The organism is Virgibacillus doumboii (genome assembly GCF_902806455.1).
Taxonomy (GTDB): Bacteria; Bacillota; Bacilli; order Bacillales; family Amphibacillaceae; genus Lentibacillus; species Lentibacillus doumboii.
Map to the genome: position 1 here is coordinate 1,561,425 of NZ_CADCWQ010000001.1, position 24,355 is coordinate 1,585,779.

A 24,355-nucleotide genomic window follows, 5' to 3' on the forward strand; every position below is an offset into this window, starting at 1 on the left:
TCAATAATGAAATGATGGGTGAAATTAATGGATAAAGAGAAACAACCTTTATTTTCTTCGTTTCAAAAAAGTGTTGACTACATGAAAGATAGGCTAGCTGTTGATAAAAGCTTTGATGTTATATATCTGGATTTGGAATATGCCGGAAGGAACATGGCATTATTTTGTATTGATGGATTTGCCAAAGATGAAATCCTGCACTATATCATGAAGTTATTGGCAAGCCTGGAACCCGAACAGTTGGAACCAGATCCATTAACAAAGCTGTTCAAAACATATATTCCATATATTGAAATTGGTAAACAAAAGGATTTAAACAAAGCAGCAGACAAATTGCTGGGAGGACCGGCAGTATTAATTGTTGAGGGTCTCGATGAGATAATTATGATCGATGCCCGGACATATCCGGTAAGGTCCCCCGACGAACCGGATCTTGAAAGGGTTGTTCGCGGGGCACGGGATGGTTATGTTGAGACAATCGTTTTCAATACTGCGCTAACAAGGAGAAGAGTTCGTGACCGTTCACTGCGTATGGAGTATATGCAGATTGGCAGAAGATCCATGACAGATATATGTTTATGCTATATTGAAGATATTGCAGATCAGGAACGTGTTGAGGACTTGAAAAGTGTTCTAAAAAAAATTGATGTTGATGGATTGCCAATGGCAGATAAAACAGTTGAAGAGTATGTCAGCGGCCGGCACTGGAATCCATATCCTTCCGTACGATATACGGAAAGACCAGATACAGCTGCAGCCCATTTATATGAAGGGCATGTTCTGATTATTATTGACGGATCACCGAGTGTAATGATTACGCCGGCAACTTTTTGGCATCACCTGCAGCATGCGGAAGATTATCGGCAAAAGCCTTTAATAGGTGCATATTTACGATTCATTCGCTTTATTGCAGTATTTGCTTCGATTTTTATATTACCGCTTTATTATCTTTTTTCCGTAAATCCAGAATTTTTACCCGCAGGTCTTGAATTTATCGGACCGTCCGAAGCGGGTACCATACCAATACTTCTTCAGTTTTATATAGCTGAAGTTGGAATTGATATGCTCAGGCTGGCGGCCATTCACACTCCATCTTCTTTGGCAACCGCTCTTGGGCTGGTTGCAGCAATCTTAATGGGGCAGGTTGCAGTAGAAGTTGGTTTGTTTTCCAGCGAGGTAGTCCTTTATTTAGCGGTTGCAGCAATCGGTACCTATACAACACCAAGCTATGAGTTGAGTATGGCAAACCGTATCATTAGAATTTTCCTCTTAACTGTAACAGGGCTGTTTGGTGCAATGGGGTATTTAGTAGGTATAACAATGTGGCTGCTGTATATAGTAAGGATGACATCGTTTAATACTGCCTTTCTTTGGCCATTTTTACCTTTTTCATATCGTGCGTTTCGGGATGTTTTCTTGCGTTCGCCGATTCCACTTAAAAATCGAAGGCCTGCATTTTTGCACCCAAGAGACCCGGATAAATAAATTATCCGGGTTTTTTGCATCGAGCAACAACGCTCAGTGATCAGTGTAAGTATACATCGGGCTTAGTTCTTCCGATTTACTAATGGATTTGGTATAATAATATATGGTGATTTTAATGAATACTGTTTATGATGTACAACAACTTCTGAAAAGATTTGGGACAATTATATATATTGGTGACCGATTAGCGGATCTGGAGTTAATGGAAGAGGAAATTAAAGAACTATATCAGGCACAATGCATTGTTACGAAAGATTATCAGATGGCTGTTTTAGTCCTACGGCAAGAGGCAGCCCGCATTCGTGATAAAAGAGGGGCGAATTCCTAATGGAAAAAAATATTATAGGGATAGACGTCGGAGGTACCACAGTAAAAATCGGCATAATTAATAACGACGGGAATATTCTGGATAAGTGGGAGATACCAACCAATAAGGCCGATAATGGTGCTTTTATTCTTACTGACATATGGAATTCAATAAATCAAAAAATAGCAGCAGGTCAATTGCAAAAAGATGACATTGCCGGTATAGGAGTAGGTGCTCCGGGTTTTATTGAAGAGGAAACAGGCAACGTATATGAAGCGGTTAATATTGGCTGGAAAAATATTGAAATGGCGCGGGAACTGAAAACCATCTCCGGATTGCCGGTATTTGTTCAAAACGATGCAAATATAGCAGTTTTGGGTGAAAACTGGAAGGGTGCCGGAGACCAGTCCAAGAACCTGATTGCAATTACACTAGGTACAGGAGTTGGTGGTGGGATTATCGCCAATGGAACCATTTTGAATGGTGAAAATGGCACTGCAGGTGAAATCGGTCATATTACGGTAGATCCAGAGGGTTATCCATGCAACTGCGGCCGTGAGGGTTGTCTGGAAACTATTTGCTCGGCAACAGGGATGGTCCGCCAGGCAATGAATAAAATAGACCAGCATCCGGACAGTACGTTGGCATCCTTGTATCGTAAAAATGGAAATATCACGACGAAGGATATTTTTGATCTGGCAAAAAATGATGAAACACATTGCAAGGATATTATCGAGCACACTGCGGATGTTCTTGGATTTGTTATTGCCAATCTTGCTACACTGGTTAACCCTTCAAAAATTCTTATTGGTGGAGGAGTATCAAAAGCCGGTGATCAGTTTATAGACATGATTGATAATTATTTCTGCAAATATGCCTTAAAAAGAGTTAGTGACGTATGTGACGTAAAAATTGCGCAGCTTGGAAATGATGCAGGTATAATTGGTGCTGCATTTCTGGTAAAACAGAAGCTTGAAAACATTACATTTTAGGCTTTACTTTTTGTCGGTTTTCTATTAATATAATATATTCTCAATCAATTAAATCGATAAAAAAAGAAATAAAAATTCTATGAAACTTTTTGTTATAGAAAAACGTCATATAGTAATATAGGCAAATTCCCAGTTTTAAAAATAATGGTACGGGAATAAGCTTATATGAATAGTATTGTCAGAGTAATATGTTTTTAATGGCAGGAGGAACCAAAGATGAACTTAAAACGAGTTAAAATGCCTCTTTTTATAATCGCTACTTTGTTATTCGGCATTAAAACTTATGTGATATATCGGTTTTTATTTCATATTGAATTAGAAAACTCAATGCAGGAACTAATATTATTTATCAATCCATTTGTATCAGCCTTTTTGGTTTTTGCTGTAAGTGTCTGGTTCAGGAAACAATCAACGCAGATGAAGTTTTTACGTTATACAACCCTGATTGGAACACTTATTGTATACTTTAACCTGGTATTTTATCGCTCATTCAGTGATTTCATTACAATTCCGCAGCTTTTCCAGGCAAGCAATATGGGTGATTTGGGGTCAAGTATACTGACATTAATTGAAGTATATGACATACTGCTCTTTGCTGATGTTGCTATTGTCTGGTATTTGAGTAAGAAAGTACCGGAAGCAATGTCGGTAAGTTATCAAAAGAGCGGAAGAGTTTTTGCTCTGGCCATGTCATTTATGCTGCTTGCAGGTAACTTTTTCCTGGCAGAAATGGAACGCCCGCAACTGTTCACCCGGGCATTTGACCGTGAGTATTTGGTGAAAAATATTGGATTGTTCAATTATCATCTGTATGATCTTGCTGTTCACTCAAAAGTAAAAACGCAGCGTGTATTTGCAGATGGGAATGAACTGCCGGATATTAAGGAATACGTCAATGAAAATGTAAAAAGTGATGAAAAATCACCGTTATTCGGTATTGCAGAAGATAAAAACTTAATCTTTATTTCTGCGGAATCTATTCAAAGTTTTGTTATTAATAACAAAGTGAACGGGCAGGAGATTACGCCGTTTCTAAACAGTTTGACAAAAGATGATAGCACATATTATTTTGAAAACTTTTATCATCAGACAAAACAGGGAAAAACATCTGATTCAGAATTCCTGACAGAGAATTCACTTTACCCGCTGTCCAGAGGTGCAGTTTTCTTTACGCATGGACAAAATGAATATAATGGAATGCCTGAGATTTTAAACGAAGAAGGCTATTACACGTCCGTTTTCCATGCAAACAATAAGAGCTTCTGGAATCGTGATCAAATGTATAACTCATTAGGATATGATCACTTTTATGGTGAAGGAGCATATGAAGTCAATAAAGAAAATTCAATTGGATGGGGTTTGAAAGACAAACCGTTCTTTGAACAGTCCATCAAATATTTGCAAAACATGGAAGAGCCGTTTTATACAAAATTTATCACGCTAACAAACCATTTCCCGTTTGATTTGAGTGAAGAGGACAGTTCGATTGAAGAATTCGATTCAAATTCAAATACGCTTAACAATTATTTCCCAACGGTAAGATATATGGATGAAGCTATTGAGCAGTTCTTCAATCAGTTAAAACAGTCAGGAATATATAAAGATTCGATCATTGTAATAATGGGTGACCATTATGGAATAAGTGAAAACCATGATAAAGCGATGAGCTATTATCTGGGCAAAGAAGAAATAACTCCATATGATCATGTCCAATTGCAGCGAGTACCAATGTTTATCCATATTCCTGGACACGAAAATGGCAAGGTAATGTCAAAAGTATCTGGTCAGATTGATGTTAAACCAACATTATTGCACATGCTCGGTGTATCCACAGAAGATGACATTTACTTCGGTAATGATTTATTTGTTGATGACCGCAAAGGCTTTGTTGCACTACGAAATGGAGATTTTATCAGTGAGAAGTATATATCAACCAGTGGTCAATGCTATAATCGCAAAACCGGAGAACCAATTGAAGCTGATACAACCAATGGAGATAAAGCCGAAAATCCATGTGAGCCTATAACCAAACAGGTGGAAAAAGAATTGGGGTACTCTGATGACATTATATACGGAGACTTGTTCCGATTCATGGATTTTGGTGATGATGAAGTTGTCAATGAAGATAAAAATGAAGCTAAAAGCAAATAGTAAACACAAAATGGGCTGGTCACATGATATGTGACCAGCCTTTATACTTTTGTCCTGACCTCATAAAAAAACTAACTTATATAAGTTAGTTTTTTGATTCATTACATATTTCCAATTTCGTGTATGATGGTCATTATGGAAAAGAAACCAAATGTCAATGCTGCAACTGCTGAAAACCCAAGAGCAAAAATATTTTTAATCTTTAATTGACGGATTACTGATACTACCGCTAACAGAGCAACAATCAAAAGAATAATTGCTAATACCATGTTCTAAACAACCTCCTTGTGATCCTTCCTGATTCCGGAATATTATACTTAAATTCTTATTTGTATTATTATGTAACAAACGCTTTCCTATTATTATTTTAAAGTATAAAATTGGTTTTGTCGAGTTATATCAAAGTTAAATTTATGAACAATTTTTATAGTACGGAGGGAAAATGATGAAAGTAAAAAGTATGTCACTCGGACCATTGGGAACCAATTGTTATATCATTCATAACAGTAATGAAGCAATCATAGTTGATCCAGGTGGTGAACCAGAGAAGGTTATTTCTTATTTGGATGATGAGGGGCTTAAGCCAAATGCTATTTTGTTAACACATGCCCATTTCGACCATATTGGTGGGGTTGATAAATTAAGAACACATTTTGCAGTTGACGTTTACATCCATGAAAAGGAAGATGAATGGTTAAATGATCCAGCCTTAAATGGCTCGCTGTTGTTTATAGGGAGTGAAATTGCAACTAAAAACGCTGAACATTACTTGGTTCCAGGTACCGTGAAGCTCCATACGATATCATTTGAAGTGATTCACACTCCGGGACATTCACCGGGAAGTGTCAGTTTTATTTTTCATGATGAGGCTTTTGTAATAGGTGGAGACGTCTTATTTAACAGAGGAATTGGACGAACAGACTTGCCTGGCGGTGATATCAAAGAACTGGAAAGCAGTATCCGCAATGGGCTGTATACCTTATCTGATCATTTTACGGTATTTCCAGGGCATGGTCCTAAAACAACTATTGCTGAGGAGAAGCAGCATAACCCATTTTTCCCATATTAATAAACATATATATCCTTCCCGTTAGTATTGCTGTTTTTATTTTTCACAGTTGACGAAAACTGCGAACTACTGAAAAAAAGTCGAGTGCAATAACACCGCTCCGGAAATACACTTCGCTTTCACACCTCCGGGTACCAAGGCGACATCTGCTCAAAAAGTTCGTTTTCGCAGTGTCTTCTTAGCCGTGGGCGGCTGCTGAGCCCCCTTCGTGCTGACGCACAAATGGTCTCACCTAGGCCTCTGCTCCCGTAAGAAGGAAGGCCGACTAAAACCGGCCTTGTCGGCCAACGTCGGCATACCCCTGATGCAGGGGCATGTATTTCCTCCGCTGGTATCGTTCATTGTAATCTTTGTGAGTCAGCATTATGATGATTAAAAAGATATTAAGTCTTAAACAAAAACCAGCAGCTGGAATATGCGAGACTCCTGCGGGAAGAAAAGCCTAGGTGAGACTACGAAACGCGATAGCGGTTCGGAGGCTCACCCGCGGAAAGCGAGTATATTCCAGCTGAGTATATTCCAGCTGCGGTGGTCGGAGAGCATAACTAAAAGATACCTAATTATAGTTAGTTCGTAGTCTACGGATTTTGTGTTAATACATAACCTTTTAGAAACAACCTTCCCATATTAATTAAACGTAAAAAAGCCCTTCTTGAATAAGAAGGGCTTTAGGGGGGATGTGCTCTGCTCTTTTGTTGGTTAGGGATTAAAGTTAAGCTACTATTACTACTATAATTCTATATTAACAACATGTCAATAGTGTAAATACAAAAAAATAAAAAAACCCTGCACCGTTATATGTAAGCAGGGTTTCTTTTTTTAATGCCCGAATCCAGGCACTAATATGAATTCTGAATACCATGTAAAACCAATCATAAATACAGTACAATAAGCTCCGAATAAATACATATACATACGTTCAGATAATTTCAGATAACTTACTGTCAGGAAAAATGCCGTTTGAACCAGGAATAAGACTGCTGTTTTCTGCATGTCTCCTATATAAAACATTACCGTAAATATACCTGTCCAAAAAGCAAGGACACGAAACATTCGATCCATGTTTTCCCCCTCCTTTAGGTAACCTTATCAATGTAATTATAAACGACGAATTGAATAATGTAAATAACTCTTATCAAACAATCGAAAGTTTTGCCACATAGGTACAATTTTCACATCCGGTAAACATGTTCTCCGTTTCGATAAGATCAACATCATCGAAAAGTGCTTCGAACATGCCTTTCAGGAAGTAATTGTGCAGTTTGCAAACCATTGTATGATTCGTGGTTGCAACTTCTTTGAATGGGCAATTATTTATTTTAAATGTAATACTTTCATTCTCGGCATTATATCGGAAATCAGGATACATGCCAAGCATTGTGCCTGCATCTTCCAGAATAGTCATTTTTTGTTCGTTCGTAAGATTATCAGATGCTGGTGTTGTCTGGTAACGTTCAATAACCTTTGAACCGTATTTCTTACCGGTTTGATATAAAGCATTTATACCTGCTTCACCAAGTTCAACAAATGATTCGATAGCGATGGTCGAAAGTAATTTATAGTCGCGATGCGGAAAATTGAGCTCAATAACTTCGTCAGTGAGTCGATAAAGTCTGCTTGGACGTCCGCCTTTACCCGTTTTTTGTGAATATGATTCCACAATATTAATATCTTCAAGCTTTGATAAGTGAAGCCTGGCGACGTTCGGATGAATGTCGAATTTCTCCGCAATGTCCGCAACACCTACTTCCTTATGCTGCTTAACAATATATTGGTAAATATTAAACCGCGTAGGATCGCTTAGCACACCAGTTACTTTTAATGTCTGCTCCAACGTAATTCACCTCACTAAGTTAATTACTTTTATTATAATAAAAAACTGCAGTGAAATGAGTGATATAAATCATTTGTTAAAAAATGACCACAACTTGCTTGCTTTTTTATTATGGTTTCTTCGGTAAAAAATTATTCCAAAATCAATCGGTTGGCTATTGAAAAAGTTGATTCGTTGTCGGTTGTAATAGTGAGATGAAGGTGATATTTCTTATCATCGATGATGATATATTCAACGCGTACGTCACCATATGGGAAATAATAATTTGTGGGATTATCGGGAATTTCAGATTGGATAACTTTTTCCTTAAAAGATGTTCGTGCCATTTGCAGCAGTGTTTCTATTTTAATTTGTTCCGTTTGCTTATTTGTAATTTGAATTTCATCCTGATACATACGTACACTGGATGTTATTAAAATTAAAGCAATAGCCGTTACAAATAGAACAAAAGGCAGAATAAATCCTTTGTTATTGGTAAAAGGTAATTGTCTTTTCAAATTGCTCACCTTGTTTGGAAGTAATAAAGACATGAAAACCATAAGGGGAGGGGGTGAATTTCACCTTATCAATATTTCGCAAATAAATTTCGTGCCCCTCATTTGTAACTTGTCTTCTGATCAGATTTTCATATTGCTCAATCGTAACAGTTGTACCATCATAGTGGCTAAGCGTAATTTTCGTAGGTTCCACTGTATAACTGGTTGACTTAATTACATCATCACGTAAAAAATAGTAAAATTGCTGCATGGACAGTTCTTCATAACTGGATGTAATATTGACCCCCTTCAGAAGGTAGGCGGTGAAGGGAAGTGTCATAAACAGAATAACTATAGCAACAAGGACGGTAAGAAAAGTAAATCCATTATCATTAATCCGGGAAGCCAAATAGACAGACCTGTTCGTTTTTCCTTTTAACATTCTTCCATTCCACACATCCTTTCACTAAACTATTCTGCTTTGAAAACATGAATGTAAGTGTTACTGAATCAACTTCTTTATCGTATATCGCCGGTGTTTGATTTCGATCGTCCCATAAATAGAGCTGTAATTCATCATGCAGCTCATTGAGAAATAATCGTTTTTGGTACAAAATTTCTTTTTCATTAATGATTACATTGGTTATTGGGATAAGTGTCGTGGCCATCATAAGCAGAAGGGCAGAAGCTGTCAGTGTTTCTATGAAAGAAAAGCCTTTATTGTTCATTGATGTAGCACCTGCCTTTTCCCAACGGACAAGTAACTTTGTACTTATTATTTATTGTTTTTATCCAAAAATTACCCGGTTGTGCTATCGTTCCTTTTTTGTTAAACGATATGATTCGCAGGTTGTGGTTGATAAATTGCCATCAGTCAGGTATTTCACGTTCCACCCAAAATTCACTTGAATGAATTTTTTTCACAACATATCCCCCATCCTGAAAGACCAGGCTATAGTTATCTCTTGAACCGTACGACAAGTTTTGCATATATAATATATCCATTTGCAAAGTTTCCAGAAATTTTTCCTCTGCATGCTTTTCCAGTACGGACACATTTAGCGGGGCGCTAAGAAGCATTAAAACGGACCATACAGCGAGGACGAAGAGAACTTCGATTAGGGTAAAACCGTTTTTGTTGCTCATTTAACTTCCGCTAGACTTATCTACTGTTGTTTTACCACTTTCCGTATCCGTGGTTAACTGCAAACTGGTTTGGTCCGGGCATTCCTTCTGATCTTCTGTAATGTAACCGGCTGTTTCTAATGCATCGATACTGGCTGGATAATTCTTTTTTTCTATATAATAAGCATCCACCTGTGCCTGTACGACACTGATTAATGCATTGCATCCTTTATCATAAACTTCCTTACTCTTGTCACTTAAGTTTGGGACAATCAGGATAATCAGTACCGAGATTATCATTAAGACGATCAGCATTTCGATCAATGTAAATCCTTTTTTATTTTTAAGCAATATTTCCATCTCCTTTAAATTGTTTTAATTAACTGGAACATCGGCCACATTAAGGTGACATAGATAAAAACGATGAAACTTGCCAAAACAACAAAAAATACAGGTTGAATATACGTGATAAGCTTCATGATTTTCCGGTGCATTTCTTCTGTCTGTAATTCTGCATATACAGTTAAATCCTTTTCAAGCGCATCCGCATCGGCGTTCTTTTGAAAGATGGTTGCCAACTGTTTGTCGATAAACGGTAAATTTGCCAACAAGCTGGTTATATAAACCCCGCGTGACAATTCATCAGTCATTAATGAAGCGTAATAAGACAGGATCGGCTGCTTTTTCTGCTCGGATAATATGACTAATATTTCTTTGATCGACATGCCCGTTTTAAGTAAGGAACTGAAGTGTGTTGCAATGAGAAATGAGATTTGCAATTTTTTATAGTGACGAAAGATTGGAATAAAGCCGTAAAAACGAATTTGTTTTTCTATACTGACTTTATTTTTATTGAATCGCCACAGGAGAAAACAAAGAACAGAAATGAACCCTGCTATCATTAAAAATTTGCCGGAAAAGTCAATGATTATAATGGAAAGCATTACGGTGGAGGATGTTCCGCTATTATTTTGAAACAGATCAATAAAAGAAGGGAGAACGGACTGTTTAACGAAGTATAACAGCAGTGCAAAAACACAAAGCAGAATTAATGGGTAACGGGATGCTTCCTGAAACTTTTTCACATACATGATTCGCTGTTCGTACATCGAGATGCATTTTTCAACATTTAATTGAATATCACCATTAGCTCGAACAAAATATAAGTAGGAAGTAATCGCCGGATTAAAATTTACTTGTTCCAAAGCCTCATCAAGTGTGCTTCCTGTCTGAAGGGATGTAATAACGGATGAAGCTGTGGCGTCTAGTTGTTTATCCCATTTGATGATTTCAAGTGCTGCTACAATTGGATATCCGTTTTTTAATAAGCGTGCAAGCCGCTTTAGAAAGCGTAATTGAATGTCTTGCTTGGGTGATTTATGCCCCGCCGGAGGAATACGTTTCTTCAGAGATATATCCATATGCGAACGCCTTCTTTCGTAAGTGATCAAACGTATAAAATTGCTTTGATTCGCTAATATCAACTCCATTCAGCGTGTTTTCCAGCAAATCTCCATCTAACAGCTCAATTATTGCAGCACGTCTCGTAATTGTTTTATTAATTTCGATTGGGATTAATTGCAGTGCTGCAACGGAAATTAATGATTGTTTCAGATCGGATAAACTTAACCCCATTTCCTGAAGACGGTGGATGGTCCCTAAAGCATTTTTAGCATGTAATGTACTTAAAACAAGGTGACCGGTCAATGAGGCATCAAATGCGAATTGAGCAGTAAAGCTATCCCGTATTTCGCCAATCATAATAATATCGGGGTCATGTCTAAGTGCGGCCTTCAATCCGGTTTGGTAGGTAATTCCCGCTTTTTCATTTACCTGTACCTGAAGAATGTCATTTATGTCCTTTTCAATTGGGTCCTCCAGGGTAATCGTCTGGTATGACTTTTCTGTTAAAATGGTTTGCAGCAATGTATATAAAGTAGTGGTTTTCCCGCTGCCTGTAGGACCTGTAAATAAAATAATACCAGTGCGATTCGTAATCCATTCTTTGAGTTTTTTCAACTGGTTTGGGAAAAGAAAAAGCTGATTCAGGGTAAGATTATCTTCCTGTGGGAGAACGCGGATGGCCAGACTCTCATTTTGATTGACCGGAAGTGTAGATAGACGCAGTGCGTAACGATTGGCATGGGTTTCGTGGATAATTGTTCCATTTTGCGGCTTGCGAACTTCACCTATATCCATTCCTGATGTAAACTTGTAGTAAGTAAGCAATGCTTGGTATTGAACAATGGGAATCGTTCGGTGCAGGATTCGTTTTCCAAATACCCGAAAGTAAATGTTTGCCTGATTAGGGAAAGGGTAGAAGTGAATATCCGAAGCGTTGGTACTAATGGCGGATTGCAGAAGTTTTTCTGAAAGTATTGAAGCTTTGTTCAATAATATGCCACCTCCTTCATTAGACTATATTCGACAGTGCTCGATAAATTCCTTCTTTTTTTTCAAAAATAATTATAAAAATTTTTTAAGGCAGGGGAAAACGCATGAGAACACTTTATTTAATTGGCTTTATGGGAAGTGGGAAAAGTACAGTAGGGCAGGAATTGAGTAAGCTGCTTGGCATACCTTGTATTGATACAGATCACATGATCGAAAACGTGTACAAAGTAAAAATAGCTGAAATTTTTCAGAATAAAGGTGAAAGTGTTTTTCGGAAGTTTGAAACCGAAATTTTAAAACAAACCCCGGTACACCATCATATTGTTTCAACCGGCGGTGGTATTGTTGAAACGGAAGAAAACATAACGTTTATGAAAGCCAATGGAAATATTGTGTTTTTGAAAACATCATTAAATGAGATAGAGATGCGTCTTAGCAATGACCGTTCACGGCCATTGTGGAATAAAAACAGTTATGAAAAGCAACGCTTATTTGACCGGCGTAATAAACTGTATAAGGAAAGTGCTGATATCATCATTCATACGGATGACAAAAACAGTCGTGAAATTGCAGCTGATATTAAAGAACAGGCAGGATTGCAGTCATATCAGGAATAAATTTTTACAAACTGCAAAAACTAGTACCACTACAATAAATGAGGTGGTTACAATGTCCGGAAATGAATATGTTAAGTATGTGACCCAGCAGATTACAACTTATCTTGATACACCCGCAGCTGAAAAAAAACTGAAAAGAATACAAAAGAAAAGTCAACCAACTATTTTTTCAAGCAGGTGGCTTGGTATCTTACCATTTGCTTTTAAGTTATTTATCAAAAGAACCCAATAACAGGCTCTAATTTGACGTAGCCTGTTATTGGGTTAAATAAAATATTCCTCCGTTGATAACTTTAAATTTAACATATGGTTTGTAACGTTTTGTTATTTCCTCAATTTCCTTTTCCATTTCCTGTTTTGTCTGTTCATCACCATCTTTCCCGCTGTAAAAGTGTTTCACCAAATTAATTTCTTCTTCCATTGTTTTTAATGATTCATCTGCCCAATTATGCGATTGATCGTTAATATAACTTTCAAGAACAGATTCAATTCGTTTAAATCCGCTATTCAATTTTATAATTGGAGAGATTGTATAACAGTAATCCGCTATTGTCATTTGCAGTGATTTATTTTGTAATTCTTCCATCATTTCCACTTTCATTTCCCCGTTGACCAGATGCAATCCGATTGAAATAATTTCATCCCGTTTTTGTTTCCCTTGATAACTGATTTTTATGTTCGTAATCAGCCATGGAAATAATGCAGTTTTTTGATTTGTATTGATTTTTTCGAACAGCTTTGTATATTTTTCATTATTACTTAAATGCTGAAGTATTTGCTGTAATCTCGGACTTCCAAAATGAATCCATTCATTCTTGCCATCCCGTTTTTCCGGATCCGTAATTAGAGTTAGCTTCATCGGCTGACCGGGACTTCCCATCTTTTTAACATAGTGCCAGTAGAAGGGGCGATTCATTAATGCCCGGTCCATTTTCTCATTCAACTGTACCGAAAGAACTCCGTCATTAATTTGCTCTAACGTACAGTGATGAGCAGTGAAATAGGATGATAAAAAGTCATGTAAATTTCTAATTGCCATACTGTTGCTCCTTATGTGCTGTCTCTTCATGAGTTAATTTAATAATTGAAGAAAGATTATCAAGTTTAATTTTTGCTTCGCCAGTGGATGTAGAGTCGGAAAAAATCGTTTGTATTTCAGATTCAATGTCATTTATATTCAACTCTGCCAGTATACTGTCCAAATGCCCGATTACCTGTTCAAACAAGTTTATTTTTTCATACAGCAAGGTCATTATGTGCTCTTCAACCGTCTCGCGAATTGCAAAATTATAAATATGGACATCATTTTTCTGACCGTACCGGTGAATTCTGCCGATCCGTTGTTCCAGACGCATTGGATTCCAGGGCAGGTCATAATTAATCATGTGGTTGCAAAATTGCAGGTTGATTCCTTCACCGCCAGCTTCTGTGGCGATAAGTACCTGAGCCTTATTTTTAAACAAATGCTGCATCCAGTCTTTTTTACTTTTTTTAAATCCACCTCTAAACGGAACTGATGTAATACCGTTTTGCTGCAAGTACCATTGTAAGTATAGCTGTGAGGCCCGATACTCGGTGAAAACAATTACTTTTTCATTATTTACTTGTTTAATAATTTCAACTACCTTTTCAGCTTTTGAATGATTTGGAAGTTGTTCGATCTTCTCTGCCAGAGGTTGGATGATGGAGACTCTGGCCTCATCAGTTGCCATTTTTTGGAGTGATAAAAAACATGCCTCCCTTGATGAACAAATTTCCCGTAAAAGGGTTATCTTTGAAAAAGTTGAAAATTGTTCAGTGATATTTTCAAGGTGGTTGTAAACGTCTTTTTCTTGTTCGGTAAAGTCAATCCATACAGTGTCTATGTGACGCTTTATAGAGTCAAACTCGATATTGCCCCGCGTGTTTCGAACCATCACTTTTTGAACTAATTGTTTTAAATATTTATCCTGTTTTAATTGCTTCCGGTTTTTCCCGTATTTTTCCAAAAAAGATTCGTAGTCACCAAGATGGCCCGGTTTTAGTATGGATACCAGATTAAAAATCTCGACAAGCTGATTTTGCACCGGCGTAGCTGTTAACAATAAACAGTACTTTTTCTTCAATGACCGGACAAAATCATAGTTTTTTGTTTTATGGTTTTTAAGTTTATGTGCCTCGTCAATTAATATCAGATCGTAATCAATATCGAGGATATTTTCCCGGTGTGGTGAACGCTTTGCAGTATCAATTGATGTAACAATTACATCATAATGATCCCATGCATAGTTTTTCCGATGTGCGATTGCGGGAATGTAAAATTTCTCATTTAATTCTTTTACCCACTGATTTACAAGGGAAGCGGGTACGATTATAAGTGTTTTCTTTACAAGTCCTCTCAACATGTATTCTTTCAAAATTAGTCCGGCTTCAATTGTTTTTCCGAGACCAACTTCATCAGCTAATATTGCACGGCCGTTCATTTCCTCAATAACTTGTTCAGCGCACTCAATCTGATGATCAAGGAATTCTATTTGTGGGAGATATTCCAATGATTTTAATCCTTCAAAAGTTGGTGCCATCGTAGTTAATTCGGCCTGATAGGTCATTTGAAAAAGCTCCCATGGAGTAAAAGGACCTTCCTGGTCAAGCGCTGTATTGAATTCATCTATAAAAACGGAATCTTTTTGAAGTTCTACCTGATTCATAACATACTTCCTTTTTTACAGAGTTGTTATTTTCTCTACTTTTTACTTGGTCCATATGCTATAATGGCATTAAATAAAAAATAGAAATTTCAATGTTACATAGTATAACCAAATACATTTGTTTTCATTATGCGAATGAATACAAGGGGAGAGTTTACTTTTTAAGTAACGCCGAAGGAGCAAACCAAGTGTGAATCTCTCAGGCAAAAAGACTCTTGTAGGACGCAACTCTGGAGAGTGTTTATTTTTTGTAAACCACCAACGAAGCAAGCATTTTTTGGAAAGTGTAAACGATTCCAAGTGTGCGCAACTTTCTGGTTGAAGGACAGAGATTTCACTGGTAAACAGGGGAATCTCTATTTTTATGTACTAAGAATGCTTAAAAAGGGAGTGGATTGAATGAGTGAATTGAAACGGACACCATTGTTTCCTGAATATGAAAAATCAGGAGGAAAGACAATTGATTTCGGTGGCTGGGATTTACCAGTTCAGTTTAAAGGCATTAAACATGAGCATGAAACAACCAGAACAAAAGCCGGTCTTTTTGATGTGTCTCATATGGGTGAAATACTTGTTACGGGACCGGACAGCAAAGCATTTTTGCAGAAAATGATCACCAATGATATTTCCAAATTAACGCCAAAACGTGCCCAATATACTTTTATGTGTTATGAAGATGGAGGTACGGTAGACGACTTCATTGTTTATATGCTTGAGGAGGATTCTTATTTACTGGTAGTAAATGCAGCAAATACCGACAAGGATTTTGCATGGCTGAATAAGAATAATGATACGGATGCCAACATCGAAAATGTATCATCTGATTATGTTCAACTGGCACTTCAGGGTCCGAATGCGGAAGTAATTCTTCAAAAGCTGACTGAAACGGATTTAAGTGCAATAAAGTTTTTCCGTTTCGAGAATCCAGTTTATTTTTCAACGATAGAGTCAGGAGCGGTCGTATCAAGAACAGGCTATACTGGTGAAGATGGATTTGAAATTTATATCAGTGCTGAAAGTGGCAGAGATTTATGGCAGCTGATTCTAAAAACAGGTGAAGAATATGGGGTAGAACCAATTGGACTTGGAGCGAGGGATACATTGCGTTTTGAAGCAAACCTGGCACTGTATGGTCAGGAGCTTTCAAAAGATATTACCCCAATTGAAGCCGGTATGAAATTTGCAGTCAAAACTAATAAGGAAGAAGATTTTATAGGAAAAGAAAAATTAAAGCAGCAAGCAGAAAATGGAACTGACAGGAAACTAGTCGGTATAGAAATGATTGACAAAGGCATTCCGCGTACAGGGTACCAGGTTTATGCAGGTGAATCCGAAGTTGGTTTTGTCACTAGTGGAACGCAATCTCCGACATTGCAAAAAAATATGGGACTGGCAATGATAAATAGCGAGTTTTCCGAAGTGGGAACAGAATTGAGTGTTCAAGTACGAAAGCGCCGGCTAAAAGCTGTTGTTGTTAAAACGCCATTTTATAAACGAGAGAAATAGGGAGGTTTTTTTACATGGAATTTCGTTATTTGCCAATGACAGAAACCGATAAACAGGAAATGCTGAATACGATTGGTGTTGATTCAACGGAAGAATTTTTTTCAGATATTCCAAATGAGGTTCGTTTTAAAGGAGAACTGAACCTGAAAAAACCAGCAAATGAATACCAATTGAAAAAGGAACTGTCAGAAATGGCTAAGAAAAATGCCAACCTGACAGAATACAGTTCATTTCTGGGAGCAGGAGTTTACGATCATTTTATTCCATCAGTTGTTGACCATGTTATTTCACGATCGGAATTCTATACGGCATATACACCATATCAGCCGGAAATATCACAAGGTGAACTTCAGGCAATATTTGAATTTCAAACAATGATTTGTGAATTAACCGGCATGGATGTTGCTAACTCATCCATGTACGATGGTGGAACAGCTTTGGCTGAAGCAGTAACATTAAGTGCAGGTCAAACAAAACGAAAGAAGATTCTTGTCTCTAAAGCAATTCATCCGGAGTCACAAGCAGTTATTGAAACATACGCCAAAGGTCATGATCTTGAAATTATTGAAATTGATTATCAGAACGGCCGGACAGATTTGGAACAATTGAATAACGAATTGGATGAAAATACTGCAAGTGTTGTCATGCAATATCCAAACTTCTTTGGCCAAGTTGAACCATTACATGAAGTAAACGAACTTATTCGCCAACAGAAGAAAACGATGTTTATTGTATCCAGCAACCCATTGGCGCTAGGATATTTAACACCACCTGGAGCGTTTGGAGCAGATATCGTTGTTGGAGACACACAAGTATTTGGTATTCCAGCCCAATTCGGCGGGCCGCACTGTGGATATTTTGCAACCACTGATAAATTGAAACGTAAAGTACCCGGACGCTTGGTCGGACAAACAACTGATGAGGATGGACAACGGGGATTTGTACTGACACTTCAGGCAAGGGAGCAGCACATAAGACGTGATAAAGCTACCTCTAATATATGTTCAAACCAGGCATTGAACGCACTTGCCAGTTCTGTTGCCATGAGTTCAATCGGTAAGAGAGGCCTGAAAAAAATGGCTGTTTTAAATATGCAAAAAGCACGTTATGCGAAACAAAAGCTTGACGATGCGGGCATACCGGTAGTGACAGATGGCGTATTTTTCAATGAGCTGGTTATCAAGCTTCCTAAGGACGTTACCAGTGTAAATGAGAAGCTTTTGGATAAAGGAATTATTGGGGGATATGATTTGGCACAGGCATATCCTGATCAAAAGGGGCATATGTTAATCGCTGTTACAGAAATACGTACAAAAGAAGAAATTGATACTTTTGTTAAAGAATTGGGTGATATTCATGGCTAATACAGATTTTCCATTAATTTTCGAACGCAGTAACGAGGGAAGAACAAGTTATAGTTTACCAGAATTGGATGTTCCTGAATTTGATTTGGACAGTGAATTTGAAGACTCCTATATTCGAAAGACAGCACCTGACTTACCTGAAGTAAGTGAACTCGAAATAATGCGACATTATACAGCATTATCAAGACGAAATTATGGTGTGGATTCCGGATTTTATCCACTCGGGTCCTGTACAATGAAGTATAATCCAAAAATCAATGAAGATGTTGCAAGACTTGAAGGGTTTAGTCATATTCACCCGCTCCAGGATCCAAAAAGTGTACAAGGTGCTATGGAAATGATGTATGACCTGCAGACATCACTAGTGGAATTAACAGGTATGAATCAGGTTTCTCTTCAGCCGGCTGCAGGTGCACAGGGGGAATGGACTGGATTAATGATGATCCGTGCGTTCCATGAGGCTAACGGTGACTTTAATCGTACAAAGGTAATTGTGCCTGACTCAGCACATGGAACAAATCCGGCGTCTGCAACTGTAGCAGGATTTGATGCAGTTACGGTTAAAACAAATAAAAAAGGATTAGTGGATTTAGAAGATCTAAAACGGGTTGTTAACGAAGAAACTGCAGCTTTAATGCTGACAAATCCGAATACGCTCGGTTTATTTGAAACTGAAATTATGGAAATGGCTGAGGTCGTTCACGGTGCAGGCGGAAAACTTTATTATGATGGTGCTAATTTAAATGCAATCATGGGATATGCGAGACCAGGTGACATGGGTTTTGACGTAGTACATCTGAATCTGCATAAGACATTTACAGGTCCTCACGGTGGCGGCGGACCGGGTTCAGGACCGGTTGGTGTTACAAGTGAATTGTCTCCATATCTGCCAAAGCCATTGCTTGTTAAAAAAGATGATCAATATATTTTTGATTATGATCGTCCGGAATCAATCGGTCGGGTAAAACCTTATTATGGGAACTTTGGTATTAATTTAAGAGCGTATACGTACATTCGCACTATGGGAGCAGAAGGACTCAAAAAGGTAAGTGAATATGCAGTGTTAAATGCAAACTATATGATGCGGAAGTTGGAGAAGGAGTACGTATTGCCATTCCCGCAGCATTGCAAACATGAATTTGTTTTATCCGGAAAGAAACAGAAAAAATTAGGAGTTCGTACGCTGGACATTGCCAAGCGGATACTGGATTATGGGTATCATCCGCCAACAATCTATTTCCCGATAAACATTGAAGAATCATTAATGGTAGAGCCGACAGAAACAGAGTCTAAGGAAACGTTGGATGGGTTTATTGATACGATGCTTCAAATCTCCGATGAAGCAGTAAACAATCCTGAACTTGTACAGGAAGCACCACATAATACGGTTATGAAACGGTTGGACGAAACAACTGCAGCAAGAAAACCGATTCTGCGTTATATGAAGTAAATTAAAAACGGATGAGGTATTAGTTACCTCATCCGTTTTTAATTTTTCCAGTCCATTTTTTAAAGCCGCCTTTTAGCTGGTTTACATCTTCATAGCCTTTTTTATGAAGCAGTTGAGCGGCCCTGGCTGATCTTGAACTTCCCTGACAATATAAATAAACAGGCTTATCCTTTCTTATCTCTACCAATCGCTGTTTCATTTGTGTAACTGGTATATTCCTGGCACCCAGAATGTGGCCCTTTTTAAATTCCTGCGGCTCTCTAACATCAATTAATTGTGCTTTACGATATCCTTCACGGAACTGATCTTCAGTTAATACCTTAAGAAAGTTCTTTTGCCTAAAATACCGGAAAATTCCAAATGCAGCAATTGCTACAATTACTATTACTAAATATTCCATTATTGATCCCCCGTAATTCTCATTTGTATCTATTCCATTATATTGCGGATGAGCTGTTTTTTCAAAGTATTTTTCTTAACAAGTGATTATTAATAAGACTTTAGACTTATTTTTTGTTGATATGGTCATAATAAAAAGCCTATTGTCGCATTTTACCGAATCATTGCAAGTTGTCGGAACAGACTTAATATAAAAAAGCTTAACACTGCTGGATTTTTGGATGATTCCTTTAAATAACTGGATTTTACTTAAAATAACAACGCTTTCTGATGATTGACAGCTGCGACTATTTCTGTTCAAATTCAATATATAGTATTATAAAACAGAAAATAAATACTAGATATTGTTTTTAATGTACAGAATGTGGTATGTTAATTATAACAAATAAATAGCAAAGGAGCGATCAAAAAATGTCGATTGCTGTTGAATCAAAGAATCATATTAACGTGGATGCACTCAATGAAGACATAAATGCATTCCCACAGGTTCATCCAGTTACAGATGACATGAAACTAACACACAAAGGTGTATCCAGGTTAGTAATGCTTGACCGGTATGCATTTAAAGACACTGAAAAGAAAACATTAAAAGAAGGCGACTTTGTCGTTCTGACAGTTAAGGCGGATCCGAAGTTTCCCGCCCGCGGACTTGGTATTGTGAAATCTATCGATTGGAACAGTAAAGAAGCTGAAATTCAGGTAGATTCAGAGTTTGTATCAGTCCTTGATAATGAGGATGAGGCATCAACTGGTGTTGTAAGACGTTCGCTTGATGTAATAGACAAGCCATTGGAAGTCTACTATGAACAGATTGCCAAGCGAAACGCAACAGGGCTCTCCGCTGTGGAGACTACTGAGGCAGGGCAGAAAGAATGGTTTGACAAGTTTAATGATGAGTTGAGCAGTCTTAACTTCATCCCGGCAGGTCGTGTGTTGTACGGTGCTGGAGCTGACACGGACGTAACTTATTTTAACTGTTATGTAATGCCGTATATTAGGGATTCGCGTGAAGGAATCTCTGACCACCGCAAGCAGGTAATGGAAATCATGAGTCGGGGTGGAGGTGTAGGAACTAACGGTTCAACACTGAGACCAAGAAATACGCTGGCCAGAGGAGTTAACGGAAAGTCATCAGGCTCGGTATCCTGGTTGGATGACATCGCTAAACTGACTCATCTTGTTGAACAAGGCGGATCAAGACGTGGTAAACAAGCGTGCCTCGTCTATAAATAAACCCCGTGAATTGCTGGAAACTCTTTTATGACCTGTTGGCCACAACGAAACTGGAAACGGTAAGCGTGATGGCTAAAGAACAACAGGTGGACAAAGACAATCAGCAGCCAAGCTCCGTACGGGAGAAGGTTCAACGACCATCGAAAGCACGTTTTAGACGGAAGTGAGTAGAGTAGAAATCAAGTGATTTCGAAGCGCGGGGACACAGACACTGTGTAAGATATGGTCTGAACTTCGGGGTGACCCGGAGAGCTGTCGTAACGAAACAGCAAAACAAATTGGCACAAATGATCATGTTAGTGGATTCACATCCGGATATCATTGAATTTATCATCTCAAAAATGCAGAATCCGCGAATCCTTCGTTATTTGATTGAAAATACGGAAGATGAACAAATCAAGCGTATGGCACAGGAAAAACTGAAATTCACACCATTGACAGAAACAGAATCAGATCTGTATCAGGGTATATTAAATTATCGGAGTATACCTGGTCAGGGCGGTTTTACCGACGCTGCTATCCGTGAAGCGGACGAGAAACTAAGAACCGGGGGAACATATTCGGTTCACAATCCGGAATTCCTGACCGGTGCAAATATTTCAGTTTGTATAACGAAGGAATTGATGGAAGCCATTGAAAACGACGAAATGTACGAGCTTCGATTCCCGGATGTGGAAAATTACACAGAGAAGGAAATGAAAGAGTACAACGAGAACTGGGATAAAGTCGGCGATGTCCGCAAGTGGGAAGAAATGGGCTATGGTGTTAGGGTTTATCGCCGGATTAAGGCTAAAGAACTTTGGAATCTAATCAATATTTGCGCGACATACTCCGCGGAACCTGGAATATTCTATATTGATAATGCAAATGAAATGACAAACGCCAAAGCGTACGGCGACCAGGTAGTTGCAACAAACCCGTGTGGTAAAGCGGCATAGTTTGCCTCACGTTAAAAATTGCGGGATAAAGCGGGAAGGCTGAGAGGCTAATCCGAACCGAAGGCTGAGCTTAAAAATTCAGTCAGGGGCAACGCATAGGTTGGTGAACCTCGAAAGAGAATATAATCCACCCACGAGACCGCAACATTACACAGTTATTGGAAAAGGGGTAGGGAGATGAATAGAGGATATGCAGGCTATTACAAAGATTACTATTTAAGAAGTTCTTATGAATATGCTTATGCGAAATATCTTGATTATTATTCAATCCCATGGACCTATGAATTAAAAACATTTGATATAGGATATAGAAAATACAAACCAGATTTTTTTCTTTTCGGTCAAAAGAATAATATTTCAAATATAGTGGAGATAAAATCAAGAGAGAAATATAGATTGTTGGAAGCAAGGAAAGCATTAGGAGCTATTGAAGAATTATATGCTATTGATTGCGAACTAATCTCGTATAATGAGTTATTGACCATGTATAAAAAGTTACCATTTTCTTTAACTTCAACCATAACGGAATGGATAAAGTCTGAAGTTACTACAATAAATAAAGCTGCTTATGGTAAATTAAATGGGCACTATAATATTCCTCATACTTTAGAAGCCAAGAAAAAGATTGGTGAACATACTAAGAAACTTTGGGCAACTGATAATGAAACAAAGAAAAGAATGATTGAAGGGCTAAGGAAGTCCGGATCTATCCAAAAGGGTAAGTTAAAAAAACCGCGGGAAACTAGGAATTGTGCAGCTTGTGGAACAGCATTTAATATAATTATTACTTCAAATAAGAAGTATTGTAGTAGAAAATGTGCAGGGAATATTGCTATAAAAAATGCTACAAATATTTATGTAATAAAACGCGGTGTAATACATGAGGAAATAAAGCAGTATATAATAGAATGGTCAATATCTCATAAAGAAATTGTGCTTACAACTAAACTGAATAAAATAAAGCCAACACTAAAGCCGTTATTTGAAGACATCAATACCAAATTTGGGGTAAAGGACTTTAGAGTAATATCAAAGGCTGTTTTTGGAAAAGACCGAGGTAGAAAAGAGCTAGTAAGATTTATGAAAAAACTGTGTAATGAAAAGGTATGCTGAACTTGCAGGAATTCAACTGTAAGAACTATCGGATAAAAAGCCGGTAGGATAACAAAATTGGAACAACCTCTTGCACCATATTCTGTCTGCAATTTAGCTGCTGTTAACTTGGCAGAGATGGCAGACGAAGAAAGTAAAACTGTTAACTTCGAAAAGCTGAAGCAGACTGTAAAAACAGGTGTACGCATGCAGGACAATGTGATTGACGCAACACCATACTTCCTGGACGAAAACAAAAAGCAGGCACTTGGGGAGCGCCGTATAGGTCTTGGTGTCATGGGAATGCATGACTTGCTTATCTACTGTGAAACAGCATACGGTTCCAGTGAAGGAAACGAACTGGTGGACAGCATCTTTGAAACCATTGCAACAACTGCCTACCGTGAATCTATTAAACTTGCTAAAGAAAAAGGAAGTTTTCCATTTCTTATAGGTGACACGAAAGAGGAAACAAAGGAACTAAGACAAGCATTTATCAACACTGGCTATATGAAGAAGATGCCGGAAGATATCAAACAGGATATACTTGAATACGGCATCCGTAATTCGCACCTGCTTACTGTTGCACCAACAGGATCCACTGGTACAATGGTTGGTGTATCAACCGGGCTTGAACCATATTTTTCCTTTTCTTATTACAGAAGCGGGAGACTTGGTAAGTTTATCGAAGTAAAAGCAGATATTGTACAGGAATATTTTGATCGTAACCCAGATGCAGATCAAGAAAACCTACCAAACTGGTTTGTAACTGCAATGGATCTAGCACCGGAAGCACATGCTGACACACAATGTGTTATTCAACGCTGGGTCGACAGTTCAATCTCGAAAACGGTAAACGCACCGAAAGGCTATACGGTTGATCAGGTGGAAAGTGTTTATCAGCGATTGTACAATGGTGGTGCCAAAGGCGGAACTGTTTATGTCGACGGAAGTCGTGATACCCAGGTTCTTACGCTTAAGGCTGAAGAGAACTCGCTTGGTGAGCAAACGGAACTCTTTGAAGAAACAGAAAAACCCAAAGTTGTATTAATGGACACTATTCAGGAGCTGGACAAAACAAACGTTACCATCGGCTCGGAAGTCGGTGATACTTGTCCGGTTTGCCGTGAAGGCAGTGTGGAAGACATTGGCGGCTGTAACACTTGTACAAGCTGTGGTGCACAGCTTAAATGTGGATTATAATTAATATGAGAAGAATCAACTTCGTGGTTGATT

Annotated in this window: 24 protein-coding genes, 3 pseudogenes and 2 riboswitches; of the genes and pseudogenes, 14 read left to right on the forward strand and 13 right to left on the reverse strand. The window is 38.0% G+C overall.

The genetic code is table 11. The annotated features are described in order from the left end of the window. The first annotated feature begins 27 nt into the window (after positions 1–27). The 4 genes from G6R02_RS07490 to G6R02_RS07505 all read left to right on the forward strand — a co-directional run bounded on the left by G6R02_RS07490 (position 28) and on the right by G6R02_RS07505 (position 4,935). Complete coding sequence (locus G6R02_RS07490; RefSeq protein WP_164668610.1) at positions 28–1,485, forward strand: spore germination protein; 1,458 nt, start codon at positions 28–30, stop codon at positions 1,483–1,485. Between the two features lie 115 nt (positions 1,486–1,600). Next, complete coding sequence (locus G6R02_RS07495) at positions 1,601–1,813, forward strand: YqgQ family protein (RefSeq protein WP_164668611.1); 213 nt, start codon at positions 1,601–1,603, stop codon at positions 1,811–1,813. After that, on the forward strand, positions 1,813–2,784 hold the full coding sequence (locus G6R02_RS07500) for an ROK family glucokinase (protein ID WP_164668612.1): 972 nt from the start codon (positions 1,813–1,815) through the stop codon (positions 2,782–2,784). Before G6R02_RS07495 ends, G6R02_RS07500 begins: the two co-directional genes overlap by 1 nt. A gap of 216 nt (positions 2,785–3,000) precedes the next feature. Further along, the gene (locus tag G6R02_RS07505; RefSeq protein WP_164668613.1) at positions 3,001–4,935 is read left to right on the forward strand and encodes an LTA synthase family protein; all 1,935 of its coding nucleotides are present in this window, start codon (positions 3,001–3,003) and stop codon (positions 4,933–4,935) included. A gap of 101 nt (positions 4,936–5,036) precedes the next feature. Here G6R02_RS07505 and G6R02_RS07510 read toward each other — a convergent pair whose 3' ends face one another. Next, positions 5,037–5,204, reverse strand: a complete 168-nt coding sequence (locus tag G6R02_RS07510; RefSeq protein WP_164668614.1) for a DUF2759 family protein — start codon at positions 5,202–5,204, stop codon at positions 5,037–5,039. Positions 5,205–5,380: 176 nt separating this feature from the next. Here G6R02_RS07510 and G6R02_RS07515 point away from each other — a divergent pair, with 176 nt between their 5' ends. After that, positions 5,381–6,004 carry an MBL fold metallo-hydrolase gene (locus G6R02_RS07515; protein WP_164668615.1) on the forward strand — a complete coding sequence of 208 codons (624 nt, stop codon included), beginning with the start codon at positions 5,381–5,383 and terminating at the stop codon, positions 6,002–6,004. A gap of 819 nt (positions 6,005–6,823) precedes the next feature. Here G6R02_RS07515 and G6R02_RS07520 read toward each other — a convergent pair. From G6R02_RS07520 to comGA, 9 genes are all read right to left on the reverse strand, one after another. After that, positions 6,824–7,066 carry a DUF2626 domain-containing protein gene (locus G6R02_RS07520; RefSeq protein ID WP_164668616.1) on the reverse strand — a complete coding sequence of 81 codons (243 nt, stop codon included), beginning with the start codon at positions 7,064–7,066 and terminating at the stop codon, positions 6,824–6,826. A gap of 73 nt (positions 7,067–7,139) precedes the next feature. After that, a complete protein-coding gene (locus tag G6R02_RS07525; RefSeq protein WP_164668617.1) occupies positions 7,140–7,838 on the reverse strand; it encodes a helix-turn-helix transcriptional regulator in 699 nt (232 codons plus the stop codon). A 131-nt stretch (positions 7,839–7,969) separates the two neighbouring features. Beyond that, positions 7,970–8,335, reverse strand: a complete 366-nt coding sequence (locus G6R02_RS07530) for a hypothetical protein (protein ID WP_164668618.1) — start codon at positions 8,333–8,335, stop codon at positions 7,970–7,972. Continuing rightward, on the reverse strand, positions 8,307–8,756 hold the full coding sequence (locus G6R02_RS07535) for a competence type IV pilus minor pilin ComGF (protein WP_164668619.1): 450 nt from the start codon (positions 8,754–8,756) through the stop codon (positions 8,307–8,309). Before G6R02_RS07535 ends, G6R02_RS07530 begins: the two co-directional genes overlap by 29 nt. Next, positions 8,707–9,042 (reverse strand): hypothetical protein, encoded by a 336-nt coding sequence (locus G6R02_RS07540; RefSeq protein ID WP_164668620.1) that lies wholly within the window; start codon positions 9,040–9,042, stop codon positions 8,707–8,709. Before G6R02_RS07540 ends, G6R02_RS07535 begins: the two co-directional genes overlap by 50 nt. 142 nt (positions 9,043–9,184) lie before the next feature. Next, the gene (locus tag G6R02_RS07545; RefSeq protein ID WP_164668621.1) at positions 9,185–9,460 is read right to left on the reverse strand and encodes a type II secretion system protein; all 276 of its coding nucleotides are present in this window, start codon (positions 9,458–9,460) and stop codon (positions 9,185–9,187) included. Next, entirely contained in the window at positions 9,461–9,790 is a 330-nt protein-coding gene (gene comGC / locus G6R02_RS07550) for a competence type IV pilus major pilin ComGC (protein ID WP_164668622.1), read from the reverse strand. A 14-nt stretch (positions 9,791–9,804) separates the two neighbouring features. Then, positions 9,805–10,860 carry a competence type IV pilus assembly protein ComGB gene (comGB, locus tag G6R02_RS07555; protein WP_164668623.1) on the reverse strand — a complete coding sequence of 352 codons (1,056 nt, stop codon included), beginning with the start codon at positions 10,858–10,860 and terminating at the stop codon, positions 9,805–9,807. Then, positions 10,817–11,833, reverse strand: coding sequence for a competence type IV pilus ATPase ComGA (gene comGA, locus G6R02_RS07560; RefSeq protein ID WP_164668624.1), 1,017 nt, complete (start codon positions 11,831–11,833; stop codon positions 10,817–10,819). The genes comGB and comGA overlap by 44 nt, the downstream gene beginning before the upstream one ends. Before the next feature lie 104 nt (positions 11,834–11,937). Between comGA and G6R02_RS07565 the strand changes: the two genes are divergently transcribed. Continuing rightward, entirely contained in the window at positions 11,938–12,450 is a 513-nt protein-coding gene (locus G6R02_RS07565) for a shikimate kinase (RefSeq protein WP_164668625.1), read from the forward strand. A 52-nt stretch (positions 12,451–12,502) separates the two neighbouring features. Continuing rightward, on the forward strand, positions 12,503–12,682 hold the full coding sequence (locus G6R02_RS07570; RefSeq protein WP_164668626.1) for a YqzE family protein: 180 nt from the start codon (positions 12,503–12,505) through the stop codon (positions 12,680–12,682). Positions 12,683–12,706: 24 nt separating this feature from the next. Here the strand turns inward: G6R02_RS07570 and G6R02_RS07575 are convergent, their stop codons facing one another. Further along, positions 12,707–13,489 carry a YqhG family protein gene (locus G6R02_RS07575; protein WP_164668627.1) on the reverse strand — a complete coding sequence of 261 codons (783 nt, stop codon included), beginning with the start codon at positions 13,487–13,489 and terminating at the stop codon, positions 12,707–12,709. After that, on the reverse strand, positions 13,479–15,137 hold the full coding sequence (locus G6R02_RS07580) for a DEAD/DEAH box helicase (RefSeq protein WP_164668628.1): 1,659 nt from the start codon (positions 15,135–15,137) through the stop codon (positions 13,479–13,481). The genes G6R02_RS07575 and G6R02_RS07580 overlap by 11 nt, the downstream gene beginning before the upstream one ends. Before the next feature lie 135 nt (positions 15,138–15,272). Continuing rightward, positions 15,273–15,362, forward strand: a riboswitch (glycine riboswitch). 3 nt (positions 15,363–15,365) lie between these two features. Further along, positions 15,366–15,468, forward strand: a riboswitch (glycine riboswitch). Positions 15,469–15,536: 68 nt separating this feature from the next. On the opposite strand from G6R02_RS07580, the gene gcvT reads away from it, so the two are divergent. Genes gcvT through gcvPB form a run of 3 tightly spaced genes read left to right on the forward strand, consistent with a single transcriptional unit; the run spans position 15,537 to position 19,457 of the window. Further along, positions 15,537–16,643, forward strand: coding sequence for a glycine cleavage system aminomethyltransferase GcvT (gene gcvT, locus G6R02_RS07585; RefSeq protein WP_164668629.1), 1,107 nt, complete (start codon positions 15,537–15,539; stop codon positions 16,641–16,643). 14 nt (positions 16,644–16,657) lie between these two features. Then, positions 16,658–18,007, forward strand: a complete 1,350-nt coding sequence (gcvPA, locus tag G6R02_RS07590) for an aminomethyl-transferring glycine dehydrogenase subunit GcvPA (RefSeq protein ID WP_164668630.1) — start codon at positions 16,658–16,660, stop codon at positions 18,005–18,007. Beyond that, the gene (gene gcvPB, locus G6R02_RS07595; protein ID WP_164668631.1) at positions 18,000–19,457 is read left to right on the forward strand and encodes an aminomethyl-transferring glycine dehydrogenase subunit GcvPB; all 1,458 of its coding nucleotides are present in this window, start codon (positions 18,000–18,002) and stop codon (positions 19,455–19,457) included. The genes gcvPA and gcvPB overlap by 8 nt, the downstream gene beginning before the upstream one ends. A gap of 28 nt (positions 19,458–19,485) precedes the next feature. On the opposite strand, the gene G6R02_RS07600 is transcribed toward gcvPB, so the two are convergent. Further along, positions 19,486–19,857 (reverse strand): rhodanese-like domain-containing protein, encoded by a 372-nt coding sequence (locus G6R02_RS07600; RefSeq protein ID WP_164668632.1) that lies wholly within the window; start codon positions 19,855–19,857, stop codon positions 19,486–19,488. Between the two features lie 410 nt (positions 19,858–20,267). On the opposite strand from G6R02_RS07600, the pseudogene G6R02_RS07605 reads away from it, so the two are divergent. The 4 genes and pseudogenes from G6R02_RS07605 to G6R02_RS07620 all read left to right on the forward strand — a co-directional run. Further along, positions 20,268–21,062, forward strand: a pseudogene (locus tag G6R02_RS07605) (ribonucleotide reductase N-terminal alpha domain-containing protein); the annotation flags it as partial. Between the two features lie 254 nt (positions 21,063–21,316). Then, positions 21,317–22,018: pseudogene (locus tag G6R02_RS07610) on the forward strand (vitamin B12-dependent ribonucleotide reductase); the annotation flags it as partial. 186 nt (positions 22,019–22,204) lie between these two features. Beyond that, positions 22,205–23,140: a PDDEXK family nuclease gene (locus tag G6R02_RS07615; protein ID WP_164668634.1), complete on the forward strand. Its 936-nt coding sequence runs from the start codon at positions 22,205–22,207 to the stop codon at positions 23,138–23,140. 60 nt (positions 23,141–23,200) lie between these two features. After that, positions 23,201–24,322: pseudogene (locus G6R02_RS07620) on the forward strand (hypothetical protein); the annotation flags it as partial. Positions 24,323–24,355 lie beyond the last annotated feature (33 nt).

Coding starts and splice junctions, on each gene's coding strand:
- G6R02_RS07490 (WP_164668610.1), top strand. CDS start 28: ATGGATAAAGAGAAACAACCTTTATTTTCTTCGTTTCAAAAAAGTGTT.
- G6R02_RS07535 (WP_164668619.1), bottom strand. CDS start 8,756: ATGTTAAAAGGAAAAACGAACAGGTCTGTCTATTTGGCTTCCCGGATT.
- G6R02_RS07545 (WP_164668621.1), bottom strand. CDS start 9,460: ATGAGCAACAAAAACGGTTTTACCCTAATCGAAGTTCTCTTCGTCCTC.
- G6R02_RS07575 (WP_164668627.1), bottom strand. CDS start 13,489: ATGGCAATTAGAAATTTACATGACTTTTTATCATCCTATTTCACTGCT.
- G6R02_RS07565 (WP_164668625.1), top strand. CDS start 11,938: ATGAGAACACTTTATTTAATTGGCTTTATGGGAAGTGGGAAAAGTACA.
- G6R02_RS07515 (WP_164668615.1), top strand. CDS start 5,381: ATGAAAGTAAAAAGTATGTCACTCGGACCATTGGGAACCAATTGTTAT.
- G6R02_RS07540 (WP_164668620.1), bottom strand. CDS start 9,042: ATGAACAATAAAGGCTTTTCTTTCATAGAAACACTGACAGCTTCTGCC.
- G6R02_RS07580 (WP_164668628.1), bottom strand. CDS start 15,137: ATGAATCAGGTAGAACTTCAAAAAGATTCCGTTTTTATAGATGAATTC.
- comGB (WP_164668623.1), bottom strand. CDS start 10,860: ATGGATATATCTCTGAAGAAACGTATTCCTCCGGCGGGGCATAAATCA.
- G6R02_RS07520 (WP_164668616.1), bottom strand. CDS start 7,066: ATGGATCGAATGTTTCGTGTCCTTGCTTTTTGGACAGGTATATTTACG.
- G6R02_RS07570 (WP_164668626.1), top strand. CDS start 12,503: ATGTCCGGAAATGAATATGTTAAGTATGTGACCCAGCAGATTACAACT.
- G6R02_RS07510 (WP_164668614.1), bottom strand. CDS start 5,204: ATGGTATTAGCAATTATTCTTTTGATTGTTGCTCTGTTAGCGGTAGTA.
- gcvPB (WP_164668631.1), top strand. CDS start 18,000: ATGGCTAATACAGATTTTCCATTAATTTTCGAACGCAGTAACGAGGGA.
- gcvT (WP_164668629.1), top strand. CDS start 15,537: ATGAGTGAATTGAAACGGACACCATTGTTTCCTGAATATGAAAAATCA.
- G6R02_RS07615 (WP_164668634.1), top strand. CDS start 22,205: ATGAATAGAGGATATGCAGGCTATTACAAAGATTACTATTTAAGAAGT.
- G6R02_RS07495 (WP_164668611.1), top strand. CDS start 1,601: ATGAATACTGTTTATGATGTACAACAACTTCTGAAAAGATTTGGGACA.
- G6R02_RS07505 (WP_164668613.1), top strand. CDS start 3,001: ATGAACTTAAAACGAGTTAAAATGCCTCTTTTTATAATCGCTACTTTG.
- G6R02_RS07500 (WP_164668612.1), top strand. CDS start 1,813: ATGGAAAAAAATATTATAGGGATAGACGTCGGAGGTACCACAGTAAAA.
- gcvPA (WP_164668630.1), top strand. CDS start 16,658: ATGGAATTTCGTTATTTGCCAATGACAGAAACCGATAAACAGGAAATG.
- G6R02_RS07600 (WP_164668632.1), bottom strand. CDS start 19,857: ATGGAATATTTAGTAATAGTAATTGTAGCAATTGCTGCATTTGGAATT.